This is a genomic window from Micromonospora sp. WMMA1976, assembly GCF_027497335.1.
Taxonomy (GTDB): Bacteria; Actinomycetota; Actinomycetes; order Mycobacteriales; family Micromonosporaceae; genus Micromonospora; species Micromonospora aurantiaca.
The window spans coordinates 2,279,943-2,293,062 of sequence record NZ_CP114912.1; the positions used below are offsets into that span (position 1 = coordinate 2,279,943).

11 protein-coding genes are annotated in these 13,120 nt (G+C 72.7%); 10 read left to right on the forward strand and 1 reads right to left on the reverse strand.

Translation table 11 applies throughout. The features are described from left to right. The 5 genes from O7546_RS10640 to O7546_RS10660 are packed head-to-tail and all read left to right on the forward strand — an operon-like array spanning nt 1 to nt 5,674. A complete protein-coding gene (locus O7546_RS10640) occupies nt 1-1,077 on the forward strand; it encodes an alpha-hydroxy acid oxidase (RefSeq protein ID WP_194799898.1) in 1,077 nt (358 codons plus the stop codon). Continuing rightward, nucleotides 1,074-2,405, forward strand: a complete 1,332-nt coding sequence (locus O7546_RS10645; protein WP_194799899.1) for a cytochrome P450 — start codon at nt 1,074-1,076, stop codon at nt 2,403-2,405. Before O7546_RS10640 ends, O7546_RS10645 begins: the two co-directional genes overlap by 4 nt. Next, the gene (locus tag O7546_RS10650; protein WP_194799900.1) at nt 2,402-3,670 is read left to right on the forward strand and encodes a cation:proton antiporter; all 1,269 of its coding nucleotides are present in this window, start codon (nt 2,402-2,404) and stop codon (nt 3,668-3,670) included. Before O7546_RS10645 ends, O7546_RS10650 begins: the two co-directional genes overlap by 4 nt. Before the next feature lie 52 nt (nt 3,671-3,722). Next, complete coding sequence (locus tag O7546_RS10655) at nt 3,723-4,394, forward strand: response regulator transcription factor (RefSeq protein WP_194799901.1); 672 nt, start codon at nt 3,723-3,725, stop codon at nt 4,392-4,394. Next, entirely contained in the window at nt 4,394-5,674 is a 1,281-nt protein-coding gene (locus tag O7546_RS10660; RefSeq protein ID WP_281600847.1) for a HAMP domain-containing sensor histidine kinase, read from the forward strand. Before O7546_RS10655 ends, O7546_RS10660 begins: the two co-directional genes overlap by 1 nt. Here the strand turns inward: O7546_RS10660 and O7546_RS10665 are convergent. Further along, a complete protein-coding gene (locus O7546_RS10665) occupies nt 5,634-6,743 on the reverse strand; it encodes a carboxypeptidase-like regulatory domain-containing protein (RefSeq protein ID WP_194799903.1) in 1,110 nt (369 codons plus the stop codon). The two genes, O7546_RS10660 and O7546_RS10665, sit on opposite strands and share 41 nt — an antisense overlap. A gap of 212 nt (nt 6,744-6,955) precedes the next feature. On the opposite strand from O7546_RS10665, the gene O7546_RS10670 reads away from it, so the two are divergent. From O7546_RS10670 to O7546_RS10690, 5 genes are all read left to right on the forward strand, one after another. Continuing rightward, nucleotides 6,956-7,753 carry a TIGR02452 family protein gene (locus tag O7546_RS10670; RefSeq protein ID WP_194799904.1) on the forward strand — a complete coding sequence of 266 codons (798 nt, stop codon included), beginning with the start codon at nt 6,956-6,958 and terminating at the stop codon, nt 7,751-7,753. 9 nt (nt 7,754-7,762) lie between these two features. Next, nucleotides 7,763-8,218: an OsmC family protein gene (locus O7546_RS10675; protein ID WP_194799905.1), complete on the forward strand. Its 456-nt coding sequence runs from the start codon at nt 7,763-7,765 to the stop codon at nt 8,216-8,218. Nucleotides 8,219-8,383: 165 nt separating this feature from the next. Continuing rightward, entirely contained in the window at nt 8,384-9,847 is a 1,464-nt protein-coding gene (locus O7546_RS10680; protein WP_194799906.1) for a family 43 glycosylhydrolase, read from the forward strand. A 54-nt stretch (nt 9,848-9,901) separates the two neighbouring features. After that, nucleotides 9,902-11,350, forward strand: a complete 1,449-nt coding sequence (locus O7546_RS10685) for a family 43 glycosylhydrolase (RefSeq protein WP_281600848.1) — start codon at nt 9,902-9,904, stop codon at nt 11,348-11,350. A 55-nt stretch (nt 11,351-11,405) separates the two neighbouring features. Next, the gene (locus O7546_RS10690; protein WP_194799908.1) at nt 11,406-13,058 is read left to right on the forward strand and encodes an RICIN domain-containing protein; all 1,653 of its coding nucleotides are present in this window, start codon (nt 11,406-11,408) and stop codon (nt 13,056-13,058) included. Nucleotides 13,059-13,120: the final 62 nt, after the last annotated feature.

Here is a 13,120-nt window from a genome sequence, read left to right on the forward strand (position 1 = left end):
ATGCGCCCGCTCGCGGGCGCCGCGCTGGACGGCGCGGCGCTGAACCTGACCGAGCTGGCCACCGACGCGCGGGGCCGTCTGGACCCGGTGCACTGGGACTTCTTCTCCGGTGGAGCGGGCGAGGAGCGCACGGTCCGCGCCAACGAGGCGGCCTTCACCAGGCGGTACGTGGTGCCCCGCGTCCTGCGCGGCGCCGGACGGCGCGACCTGCGGATCTCGCTGCTCGGCACCCGGATCTCGATGCCGTTGCTGATCGCGCCGACCGCGTTCCACCGGCTGGCCCACCCCGAGGGCGAGGTGGCCACCGCCCGCGCCGCCGCCGAGGCGGGCACGATCATGGTGGTCAGCATGGCGGCCACCCGGCGGGTCGAGGAGGTCGCCGCCGAAGGCGGCCCGCTCTGGTTCCAGCTCTACCCGCAGGCGGACCTCGACTTCACCGCGCTCGTGGTACGGCGGGCCGAGGCGGCCGGCTGCTCGGCCCTCGTCGTCACCGTCGACTCGCCGGTGTTCGGCCGGCGGGAACGCGACCTGCGGCACGGCTTCGCCGACCTGCCGCCGGGGATGGCCTGCGAGAACATGCGCGACGCGAGCGGCCGGGTACGCGACATCGGGATGGACGCCGGGCTGGACTGGGACCGGATCGCCTGGCTGCGCGAGGTGACCACGCTGCCGATCCTGCTGAAGGGGGTGCTGCATCCGGCTGACGCGGCGCTTGCCGTCTCGTACGGGCTCGACGGTCTGCTGGTCTCCAACCACGGCGGCCGGCAGCTCGACGGCGCGCTCGCCACCCTGGACGCGTTGCCCGCCGTGGTGGAGGCCGCCGGCGGGCGGCTGCCCGTGCTGCTCGACGGCGGCATCCGCCGGGGAACCGACGTCCTGGTGGCGCTGGCGCTCGGCGCGAGCGCGGTGCTGGTCGGCCGCCCGGTGCTGTGGGGGCTCGCGGTGGGCGGCGCCGCCGGGGTACGCCACGTGCTCGACCTGCTGCACGCCGACCTCGACCGGGCGCTGGCGCTGGTCGGCGCCGCCGGTCCGGCCGACCTGAGCGCCGATCTGGTCGCCACGGTGGCGTGCGGATGAGCGCCCTGATCGTCCTGGCGGGGGTCGGCGTGGCGTGGACCCTGCCGTACTGGCTGCCCCGCACGGTGGTCCGGCTGCGGGAGTGGGTGTTCGTCACCGTCAACGGCGTCGAGGGCGTACCGGTGCCCGGCCCCACTGTCGGCATGGAGCACTTCGAGCGGGTGTACGCCGATCCGGCGGCGGACGGGCGCAGCCGGGGAGCCGGGTTGTCCGACCTGTTCTGGTACTGGCTGGCGCCCGGACCGCACATGCACCAGGAGCACCTGGAGCCGGGCGAGCGGTACCGGACCGTGGCCGCCACCACCCGGCGGGTGCTCGCGGTACGCCGCGGGCGCTGCGACGACCTGGCGACCGCCGCCACCGGGCGCGCGCTCGACCGGCTGCCCGCCGGCCGGACCAGCCACGTCCGGCTGCGCGACCTCATGATGCCGGTCTGGGCCGAGGTCTACTACGAACTCGTCTTCGGTGAGGCGTGCCCGGCGGACGCGCGGGCGCTGATCGTCGCAAACGCCGAGGACGTGGTGAACGGGCTGAAGTGCACCGGCCTGCGGCACATGCGGCGGCGTGATCGGCTGACCCGGTATCTGCACGACCGGATCGAGGCGGGGACCTGCCCGGTGACGCTGCCGCCGCCGTTCACCAGCCGGGAGACGGCCTGGTATCTCCAGGGTGCCTTCTTCAACACCGCCGTCGTGCAGATGTCCGAGGCGATGGCGCACGTGCTGCTCGCCCTCGCCACTCATCCCTCCCTGCAGCGCGGACTCGACGACGACGAGGCGCTGGACCGGGTGATCGACGAGACGCTGCGGGTGCATCCGCTCTTCGGCGTGGCGCACCGGATCACGTCCGCGCCGATCACGCTGCCCACCGGCGTGTCCCTGCCCGCCGGAACCGTACTGCTCTTCAACTATCTGGCGTTCCACCGCGGCGGAGCCGCCGGCGACGACCGGTTCGACCCGGACCGGTGGCTGACGCTCAAGCGCGGCGACGCGCACTTCATCCCGTACGGGGTCACCGCGAACCGCGCCTGCCCGGCCCGCGGCGTCGCGCCGGTGATGATGCGCGCCGCGACCCGTGAGGTGCTGCGCCGGTACGTCCTGACGTCCTCCGCGTCACACACCCGCTCGCTGCCCAGCCGGGGTCCGGCGTACCTGACGCCGGCCGGGTCCCCCGTCCCAGGGCGGCTGCGGCTGGCCGCGATGCGGTCGCGGGACCGGTGGGCCGACGTGGGCCGCAGCGTCCGGCAGTTGGTTTTCGGCACCTGGATGGTGCTCGACGCCCGCCGGCAGCGGTTGTGCACCGACTACTTCGAGAGGGCTGTCCGATGACACCAACGGAGCTGGCGCCACGGTTCTTCATCGCGGTCACCGTGATCCTGATCTTCTGCAAGGGGGTCGCGTGGCTGCTCGGCAAGGCGGGTCAGCCCGCCGTGGTGAGCGAGATGCTCGCCGGCGTGCTGCTCGGCCCGTCGTTGCTCGGGCTCCTCCTGCCGGACGTGCAGGACGCCCTGTTCCCGGCCCCGCTGCTGCCGGTCCTCTACGTCGTGGGTCAGGTCGGCCTGGTGCTGTTCATGTTCCAGGCCGGGTACGCGTTCAGTGCCCACCGGGTCACCGGGCTCGCCGGCACCGCCGGGGTGATCTCCCTGGCCGGGGTCACCGCACCGCTCCTGCTGGGGGTGCTGCTGGTCCTGGTCACGGCGGGCGCCGTGCCGATCCAGGCCGACGGGACGGCACTCGGGGTCTCGGCCGCGTTCGTCGGCGTCGCCCTGGCCATCACCGCGTTCCCGATGCTGGCCCGGATCATCACCGAACACGGGCACGCCGGCACCCGGCACGGCACCCTCTCCCTGGCCAGCGGCGCGATCGACGACGTGGTGGCCTGGATCATGCTGGCTGCCGTCCTGGCCTTCGCGTCCGGCCGGGCCGGTCCCGCGCTCGTCACCGCGGGCGGAGCGGTCCTGTTCGGACTGGTGCTCTGGTTCGGCGGGCGGGCGGCGGCCTCCACGCTGATGACCCACCGGGCCCTCAGCGACCGCGCCCGGCTGCTCGGCACCGTCGCCCTGCTCTTCCTGGTCGCCTGGTACACCGACGAGATCGGCCTGTACGCGGTCTTCGGCGCGTTCGCGGTCGGCGTGGTGATGCCCCGGACCGACAACACCGACCGGGTGGTGGACACGCTCACCCCGGTCGCCGCGACGCTCTTCCTGCCGCTGTTCTTCACCTACTCGGGGCTGCGGACCGAGTTCGGCCTGCTCGGCTCCCTGCCGGTGCTGTTGTTCGCGCTCGCCTGCGTGACGGCGGCGATCGCCGGCAAGTTCGGCGCCTGCTGGGCGGCGGCCCGGCTCCGTGGCGAGCCGCCGGGTGTAGCGCTGCGGGTCGGCGCGCTGATGAACGCCCGGGGCCTGATGCAGCTCATCGCGCTGAACGTCGGGCTGGAGGCGGGCATCGTCAACCCGGCCCTGTTCACCGTGCTGGTACTGGTCGCGCTGGTCACCACGCTGATGACGACGCCGGTGCTGAGCTGGATCGAGCGCCGCGAGGCCCGGCAGCCGGAAACCGTCCACACGCCGGCGCTCGCGGTTTCAGATAGTTGAAGAGGCAAATACCGGTGCTTCCATCGGCCGCTATCTATGAGATCGTTAACATATGCGGGGCGGAAGATCGAACCGGCTGCTGCTGGTCGAGGACGACGCGGACCTGACCGAGATGCTCACCGAGGCGCTGGGTCAGGAAGGCTACCTGGTCGACCGGGCCTTCGACGGCCAGCGCGGCCTGCATCTCGGGCTGACCCGGTCGTACGACGTGATGGTCATCGACCGGATGCTGCCGGCGCTCGACGGCCTCGACCTGGTCACCCGGCTGCGCGCCCGGGCGGTCCCGTCCCGGACCCTGATGCTCACCGCGCTCGGCGCGGTGGACGACCGCATCGCCGGGCTGGACGCGGGCGCCGACGACTACCTGGTCAAACCCTTCGACCTCGACGAGCTGAGCGCGCGGGTCCGGGCGCTGTGCCGGCGCACGCCCGAGCCGACCGATGTGCTGCGCATCGGCGCCGGGCGGCTCGACCTGGCACCACGCGAAGCGGTGCTGGCCGACGGCACCCGGGTGGCGCTGTCCACCCGCGAGTTCGAGCTGCTGCGGGTGCTGGCGGTCCGGCCGAACGCCGTCCATCCCCGCGCGGTGCTGCGCCGCAAGGTCTTCGAGGAGGCCGCGGCGGCGTCGATAGTGGACACCTACGTCTACTACCTCCGGCGAAAGCTCGGCCGTGCCGTGGTCCGCACCGTGCACGGCCTCGGCTACCGCCTCGGGACGCTCTGATGGAGGCGTCCGAGCGGGTGATCGTCCGGCGGACCCGGCTGCGGATCGGCCTGTTCGTCGGGCTGACCATCGGGGCCCTGCTGCTGCTGGCCGGCGGTATCTCCTACGCGGTCCTGGTCCGCGGCCAGGAGGCGCAGATCCAGCGCGAGCTGACGTGGGGCACCGAACACGGCACGATCGCCGGGCCGCCCGCCTGCAGCTGGATCTTCCAGTACGACGGCGCCACCGTGCGCACCGGCGCGAACCCGCCACCACCCGGCTTCCCGTTGCGCGACGCGCTGGACACCGTGGCGGCCACCCGGGCCACCGAGATCATCACCGTCGCGCGCAACGGCACGACCTACCACGTGCGCACCGAGGCCCGCGGCGACACCGTCGTCCAGGCGGTGTTCGACGCCCGGTTCCAGCTGTCCGACCGCCGGCACCTCCTGCTCGCGTTCAGCCTCGCGGCGGTGGCCGGGCTGCTCGCCGCCATGCTGACCGGTGTGCTCGTCGGCCGCCGGGCCGTCGCGCCACTCGCGGAGGCGCTGACCCGGCAGCGGCGCTTCGTCGCCGACGCCAGCCACGAACTGCGAACCCCGATCGCCCAGGTGCACACCCGCGCCCAACTGCTCGCGCGGCGGGCGCGCCACGACGGCACCGCCCGGAACCTGGACGACCTGGAACGCCTCGTCCGCACCACCCGCCGGCTCGGCGAGATCGTCGACGACCTGCTGCTCTCGGCCCGGCTCGCCGCCGCTCCCGCCGACCGGGAACCGGATCCGCCGGTCGACCTCACCTCGCTGGTCGGGACGACGGTCGCCGCCGAGGGCGACCGCGCCGCCGAGCACCGGGTCACCCTCACCCTGGACACCCCCGGCGACCCGCTGCCGGTGCCGGGCGTCGAGTCGGCCCTGCGCCGGGTCGTCGGCGAACTGCTCGCGAACGCGCTGGCCCACACGCCGGCGGGCGGCCGGATCGACGTGACGCTGCGGGCCGCCGGCGACGCCGCCGAGTTCGTCATCGCCGACACCGGCAGGGGGTTCGACCAAGCCGACGCCCGGCGGATCTTCGACCGGTTCCACAGGGGTGCGGGCGCCGGGGACCGGCGTTTCGGCCTGGGTCTGGCGTTGCTCCAGGAGGTCGTCACGAGCCACCACGGCACGATCGAGGCCGAGGGCCGTCCGGGGCGGGGAGCCCGATTCACGGTGCGCCTGCCCCGGACGCGATCGCCGGGCACTACGAGTAGGGCCTCGCGGATCAGGAACCTCCGGGTGTGGCAGCTCGGTGCCGGTGCGTGAGCGCCGGATCGTGGAGCGCGTTCTCCGGCCCACCGCCGGAAGGCCCGAGGTGCAGGATCGCGGTCGGCGCGTCGGCCAGGTTCCCGCCGGCCGGCAGCCGGGTCGCCGGGGGAGTCGCCGCCTCGGCCACCGTGCCCGGTGCGCTCCTGCGCCGCACCAGCACCAGTGCGAGCGCGCCCAGGCCCGCGGCGACCAGCAGGCCGCCCAGGAGGAACATCGACGTACTGCCGCTCTCCTCACCGGTGGCCTTGAGCGTGGGCGGCGCAGCCGCGGGAAGGTCGTCGCCGGCCGCCGCGGCGGGAGGGCTCGCCTCCTCGGCGGGCGACGGCGACGCAGTGGCCGGCGTGGCCACCGCGGCAAGGGTCAGGCGTACGGTGGCGACGTCACCGGCCCTGCCCCGTACGGTCGCGCGGGCGGTGCGGTAGCCGTCCACGGAGGCGCGGACCGTGATGGATCCCTCCGCGATCGTCCGGCCGGCCCTGGCGGTGATCGAGAACTGGCCGCTGCGGTTGCTGGTCGTCCGGTACTCGTGACCGGCGCTGTCCCGGATGGTCAGGTCCGCGCCGCCGATCGCCTTTCCGTCGGCGTCGAGGACCCGGCCGGAGACCCCGCTCACCCCGGCCGCCGGTGCGGCCCCGCCGGTAAGCGAGGCACCCGGTCCGTGGACGTAGACCATCTTGTAGGCGTAGCTGTTCTGCCCGGCGAGCCGCACGCCGATCGAGATGTTGAGGCCGGTGGTCTCGCCCGGGCGCGCATCCGGGGCGACGACTGTCGCGTCGAAGGTCCGGCTCTGGCCGGGGCCGAGATTCGGCTCCACCCGGCAGCCGGTGGTGCACCGCAGGCCGCCGCCCACCACCACGATGGCCGTCTCGGCCCGCCGGCCGTCGTTGGTGACGCGGAACTGCACGCGTACCGTCTCGCGGGGTTTCACGTTCTCCGCCGAGACGCTCAGGATGCTCACCGTCTCCGGTGCGGCCGTCGCCGGTGCCGCCGCCACCGCGAGCGTCCCTCCGGCCAGCATGGCCAGTACGGCCGCCCGGGCCCGTCGGACACGTGCGCGCGTCGTCACTTCCCACCACCTTCGCGGAGAGCAGGCAACATCGGTCGATGGAGCCGCGGGCCACTATGCCCTGTGCGGGACGGGTGGCGCGACCCGCCCCGATGACCGCGGCGGCCCGCCACGGGATCGACGGGTCCGTTCCGGCGACTGCTAATCGGTTGCCCGGCGTGCCGAGGGCTGCCTAGATTGCCGATCATGAACGACATCGACGGGTGTGCCGGATGAGCAGCCGTCTCCGCGAGATCGCCCGGCAGACGGTAGCGATCGCCGAAGCGGGACGCTACCGCAACGATGCCGGCGAGGACGTCGCGATCGAAACCGTGGTACGCGCCGCGGTCGACGGCACCCGTGAGCACCTGCCGGACGACGTCCTCCACCTCGACGGCGCGAAGCCCGGCGCCGGTGACGTGGAGGTGACGCACGAGTCGACGTTGCAGGCGGCCCGCCGGCTCGGGCCCGGCGCGGCGTGTCTGGTGTTCGCGTCGGCGAAGAACCCGGGTGGCGGGTTCCTGGGCGGGGCGAAGGCGCAGGAGGAGAGCATCGCCCGTTCGTCCGCGCTGTACCCGTGTCTGCTCGCAGCGCCCGGCTTCTACGCCTTCCACCGCGGCCAGCGGGATCTGCGCTACAGCGACCGGGTCGTCTACTCCCCGGGCGTGCCGGTGTTCCGCGACGACAAGGGAAACCTGCTCGACCGGCCGTACACCACGTCCTTCCTGACCGCGGCGGCGCCGAACCTGGGCGCGATCGTACGCAACCAGCCGGAGCACGCCGCGGACGTGCCGGCGGTGCTGGCCCGGCGGGCCCGCCGCGTGCTGGAGGTCGCTGCCGCGCACGGGCATCGCACGGTGGTGCTGGGCGCCTGGGGTTGCGGGGTGTTCCGGAACGACCCGGCGACGGTGGCCGGCGCGTTCGCCGACGCACTCCTGGCGGTCGGCCGGTTCGACCTCGTGGTGTTCGCCGTGCGTGACGGGCTGCCGGGCACACCGGTGTACCGCACGTTCGCGGAACGCTTTCGGTAGGTTCGTCGCATGAGCGACGACACCTTCCGGTCGGTGGAGATCGAGCGCACAAGCGTGGGCAGATACGTGGCGCGCAACGCCCGTGGCGGCGAGCTGTCGATGGGTACGGGGGAGGACGCGACCTTCACGCCCGTGGAGCTGCTGCTGGCGGCCCTCGGCGGCTGCACCGCTGTGGACGTCGACCACGTGACGAGCCGTCGCGCCGAGCCGACCCGGTTCGCCGTCACGGTGAGCGGCGACAAGATCCGCGACCCGGAGGCCGGGAACCGGATGGAGAATCTCACCGTCACGTTCGCGGTGACGTTCCCGGACGGCGCGGACGGCGACCGGGCCCGCGAGGTGCTGCCCCGCTCGCTGCGGCAGTCGCACGACCGGCTCTGCACCGTGTCCCGGACGGTGGAGCTGGGCACACCCGTCTCCATCGTCGACGCGACCGCCGACCCGGCCTCGACCGAACCGCGGTAGCGGCCGGAGGCGCCCGTCGGAGGGCGATCGATGCCCGTCACCTTGACACTCGTCTATGTTAACGAGAACATTGCCGTAACCCGGCGGTAATGCCGTTGCCATGAGCGTCACGGGCGAGGCGAGCCGCCGCAGCCGGCCGGAGGCGGCCGAGCGCAGGAGGTTTCGGTGACAGGGACCGCTCGGACGACGCGTACGGCCACGGTCGTGGTCGCGGCCGTCCTCGCCGCGGGAGTGGTGGCCGGGATACCCCCGGCGTCGGCGGCGACAGTGGACACGTCCGCGTCGTACGTCGTAGTGAACCGGCACAGCGGCAAGGCGATGGACCTGTACGACTGGTCGACGGCGGAGAACGCCCCGGTGAACCAGTGGACGCGCAACGACCTCGCCGTGCAGCAGTGGCAGTTCGTGGACGCCGGCGGCGGGTTCTACAAGGTGCGGTCCCGGCACAGCGGGAAGGTGCTGGAGTTGCCGAGCGGCGGCGACGGCACCCAGCTCGTGCAGAGCACCGACCGGTCGTCGGCCACCCAGCAGTTCCGGTTGCAGGATTCCGCGGGCGGGTTCGTGCGGTTCGTGAACCGGCAGTGGGGCAAGGTCGTCGACGTGTGGCAGTGGTCCACCGCCGACGGTGGGCGGCTGGCCGGCTACACCGATCTGGACGGCGTCAACCAGCAGTGGCAGCTGATCCGGCTGGGCGGCGGCACGCCCACCACACCGGCGCCCACGACCCCGGCACCGACCAGCCCGGCGCCCGCCTACCCGCAGCCCGGCCGGGTGACCGGGGACATCGGCGTCCACGATACGACGGTGGTCAAGCGACCCGACGGCACCTACCTCGTCGCGCACACCGGTGACGGCATCGCGCTGAAGACCTCCGCCGACCGGATCGCCTTCCGCAACGCGGGCGCCGTCTTCCCCGGTGGCGCGCCGTGGACCACCACGTACACCGGGGGAGCGCGCAACCTGTGGGCGCCCGACCTGTCGTACCGCAACGGGCGTTACCACCTGTACTACTCGGCGTCGACGTTCGGTTCCAACCGCTCGGCGATCTTCCTCGCGACCAGCACTACCGGCAATGCCGGGAGCTGGACCCACGAAGGGCTGGTCGTCGAGTCGCGGACCACCGACGACTTCAACGCCATCGACCCGAACCTCATCGTCGACGACCAGGGCCGCTGGTGGCTCACCTTCGGCTCGTTCTGGTCCGGCATCAAGATGATCCCGATCGACCCGGCCACCGGACGCCGGCTCGGCACCGCCGTGTACGCGCTCGCGAACTACGGCCCCGGCATCGAGGCGCCCGTCCTGGTCAAGCGCGGCTCCTGGTACTACCTGTACGTCTCGTTCGACCGTTGCTGCCAGGGCGCCGCCAGCACGTACCGGATCATGGTCGGTCGTTCGGCGAGCCCCACCGGGCCGTTCGTGGACCGCACCGGCCGGGACATGCTCGCCGGGGGCGGCACGCAGATCCTCGCCTCGCACGGCAGCGTGCACGGCCCCGGCCACCAGGCGGTCCTCGCCGACACCGACGGCGACGTCCTCTTCTACCACTACTACGCCGACGACGGCGCGTCGCTGCTCGGTGTCAACCGCATCGGCTACGACGCCGCCGCCTGGCCCTATGTGTACTGACCCGGCCGGCGCCCCGGCACGGACCGACGAACCCGCCGACCTGGGAGGGCGCGTATGTCGCCTCGGCACCTTCTCCGCCCGGTCCTGGCCGCGGCGCTCGCGCTGCTCACCACCTCGGCCGGCCTCGCCGTGCCCGGCCCCGCGCAGGCGGCGCCCGCGGTGAGCTACACCAACCCGCTGGTGAGCCAGCGGGCCGACCCGCACATCGTCCGGCACACCGACGGCTACTACTACATGACCGCGACGGTGCCGCAGTACGACCGGATCGTGCTCCGGCGGGCCACCACCCTGCAAGGGCTCGCCACCGCCACCGAGACGACGATCTGGCGCCGGCACACCAGCGGCGAGATGGGCGCCCACATCTGGGCTCCGGAGATCCACTTCATCAACGGCAGGTGGTACGTCTACTTCGCCGCCGGGCGGACCGACGACGTGTGGCGGATCCGGATGTACGTGCTGGAGAACGCGAGCGCGAACCCGCTGACCGGCTCGTGGACCGAACGCGGCCGGATCACCACGCCGTGGGACACGTTCAGCCTGGACGCCTCGACGTTCGTGGTGAACGGGGTGCGGTACCTGACCTGGGCCCAGCAGGAACCGGGCATCGCCACCAACTCCAACGTCTACCTCGCCCGGACGGGCGCCGAACCGTGGCAGATCACCGGCCCGGTGGCCCGGCTGGTCGTGCCCACGTACGACTGGGAGACCCGCGGTTACCGCGTCGCCGAAGGGCCGACGGTGATCCAGCGCAACGGCCGGGTCTTCCTCACGTACTCGGCCAGCGCCACCGACGCGAACTACTGCCTCGGCATGCTCACCGCGTCGGCCGGCGCGAACCTGCTCGACCCCGCCTCCTGGAGCAAGAGCCCGACACCGGTGTTCGCGAGCAACGCCGCCACCGGCCAGTACGGCCCCGGCCACAACTCCTTCACCGTCTCCGAGGACGGGCAGAGCGACATCCTGGTCTACCACGACCGCAACTACCGGGACATCAGCGGTGACCCGCTCAACGACCCGAACCGGCGGACCCGGATCCAGAAGCTGTACTGGAACGCCGACGGCACCCCGAACCTCGGCATCCCGGTACCCGACGGGGCCACCCCGGTCCGGTTGCGCTCGCACGACCTCCCGGCCGCCTACGTCCGGCACTACGACTACCGGGCCCGCGTCGAACCGAACGTCACGAACCTCGCCGACTCGCAGTTCCGCATCGTGCCCGGCCTCGCCGGCGCCGGATCGGTGTCGCTGGAGTCGACGAACTTCCCCGGCTACTACCTGCGGCACCGGGCCTTCGCGCTCTACGTGGAACGCGACGACGGCTCGGCCCTGTTCGACAACGACGCGAGCTTCCAGCGCCGCTCCGGCCTGGCCGCGGCCGACGGGCTCTCCCTCGAATCGCAGAACTACCCAGGCCGGTACGTCCGCCACCGGGACGGCCTGCTCCAGCTCGAAACGGTGGCCGCCGACGCGGACCGGGCCGCGGCCACCTTCCACCTGGAGTAGGCGCCCGACAACCGCTGCGCCGCACCCGGCGTACCCCCTTCCCGGAGGTCGAACGATGTTCAACCCCGCAGTGACGTCGTCGCCCGCACGCCGCCGGGCCGGTCTGGCGCTGGCCCTGGTGGCGGCGCTGGCCGCCGCGGTCGGCGTCGCCGTCGTGGCCGCGCCGTCGGCGCAGGCGGCCACCATCGACACCAGCGCCTGGTACGTGCTGGTCAACCGCAACAGCGGCAAGGCCCTCGACGTGCGGGACACCTCGACCGCCGACGGCGCGGCGATCCAGCAGTGGTCCCGCAACGACGGCGAGTGGCAGCAGTTCCAGTTCGTCTCCTCCGGCAGCGGCTACTACCGCCTGCGGGCCCGCCACAGCGGCAAGGTGGTGGACCTGTGGGAGTGGAACGTCGCGGACGGCGCGGAGTACCGGCAGTGGCCCGACCTCAACGGCACCAACCAGCAGTTCCAGGTCCTCGACTCGGACGGCGGCTACATCCGGCTGATCAACAGGCACTCCGGGAAGGCCCTGGAGGTCTGGGAACGGTCGACCGCCGACGGCGCCCGGATCAGCCAGTACGCCGATCTCAACGGCACCAACCAGCAGTGGCAGATGGTCCGGGTGGGCACCGGCGGCACGCCGACCACGCCGCCGCCGTCCACCGGGTGCGGCAGCGGCTCCTACCAGGCCGAGGCGGTGCTGAACGGTGGCACCTGGACGGCCCGCAACGGATCGTCGACCGTGTACTCGGGCGGGGACATGCTCGCCGCGATGCAGGCCGCGGTGAACTCGCTGCCGGCCGGCCGGACCGCCAAGCAGCGGGTGGTGGTGCGCGGCTCCGGCTCGATGAGCGCGGGCTCGCGGCTGTCGCTGCCGTCGTACACGACGCTCGCGGTCTGCGGCACGATAAACGTGACCGGCTCGGGGTCGGGTGACTACGCGCCCGTCTACTCGCGCGGGACCACCGACGTCGAGGTGCAGCACCTCACCCTCACCGGCGCTCCGCTGTACGGGATCTTCATGCGCAACGTGAACAACCTGACGCTCGGCCAGATCGACATGCGGCTGTCCGGCGGCCTGGGGGTGCGGATCGACAACCACGGCGGCGACCGGGCGGTCAAGGTGCGCAACGTGCGCATCGACAGCGTGTACGTGTCGGGGACGGGCGCGCACGGCGTGGAGACGTACGGCGTGGACGGCCTGACCATCGGCACCGTCACCGCGCGCAACACCGGCTACTCCGGCCTGCTGCTCAACGACACGATCAACGCCACGGTGGGCACGGTCGACGCGCAGGGCGCCGGCACCGGGACCGGGTACGCGGCGTTCCGGATGGCCAACCGCAACGGCCGCATCGGCAGCTCGTACCCGACCAACATCCGGGTCGGCACGGTGATCGCGTCCGGTGGCGGCCGGGGGATCTTCTGCGTGTCGGAGTCCGGCGGCGCGGTCATCGACCGGGTGACGATCTCGAACACCGGCAACAACTCGATCCTCCTGGAGAACTGCTACAACGTCACCATCGCCGGGGTGTCCGGCACGGTGACCGGCGGCGGCGAGGTGCGCATCGCCTCGCGGACCGAGTTCCCGATCTCCTCCGGCATCCGCTTCCAGAACCTGACTGTCACCAACACCAACATCACCCAGAACCCGTGCGGCGGCGCGAACAACACGATCAGCAACGTCACGCGCGTCAACTCGACGCTGACCTGGTGCTGACGATCCGGCTGCCCGCAGGGCGTGAGGTCCGCGGTGTTCCGCGTTCGGCAGCGCGGGACGGG

What these genes read in the sequence shown, in the direction of transcription:
- O7546_RS10685 (WP_281600848.1), top strand. Translation starts at nt 9,902, where the DNA reads ATGTCGCCTCGGCACCTTCTCCGCCCGGTCCTGGCCGCGGCGCTCGCG.
- O7546_RS10640 (WP_194799898.1), top strand. Translation starts at nt 1, where the DNA reads ATGCGCCCGCTCGCGGGCGCCGCGCTGGACGGCGCGGCGCTGAACCTG.
- O7546_RS10650 (WP_194799900.1), top strand. Translation starts at nt 2,402, where the DNA reads ATGACACCAACGGAGCTGGCGCCACGGTTCTTCATCGCGGTCACCGTG.
- O7546_RS10660 (WP_281600847.1), top strand. Translation starts at nt 4,394, where the DNA reads ATGGAGGCGTCCGAGCGGGTGATCGTCCGGCGGACCCGGCTGCGGATC.
- O7546_RS10645 (WP_194799899.1), top strand. Translation starts at nt 1,074, where the DNA reads ATGAGCGCCCTGATCGTCCTGGCGGGGGTCGGCGTGGCGTGGACCCTG.
- O7546_RS10690 (WP_194799908.1), top strand. Translation starts at nt 11,406, where the DNA reads ATGTTCAACCCCGCAGTGACGTCGTCGCCCGCACGCCGCCGGGCCGGT.
- O7546_RS10670 (WP_194799904.1), top strand. Translation starts at nt 6,956, where the DNA reads ATGAGCAGCCGTCTCCGCGAGATCGCCCGGCAGACGGTAGCGATCGCC.
- O7546_RS10675 (WP_194799905.1), top strand. Translation starts at nt 7,763, where the DNA reads ATGAGCGACGACACCTTCCGGTCGGTGGAGATCGAGCGCACAAGCGTG.
- O7546_RS10655 (WP_194799901.1), top strand. Translation starts at nt 3,723, where the DNA reads ATGCGGGGCGGAAGATCGAACCGGCTGCTGCTGGTCGAGGACGACGCG.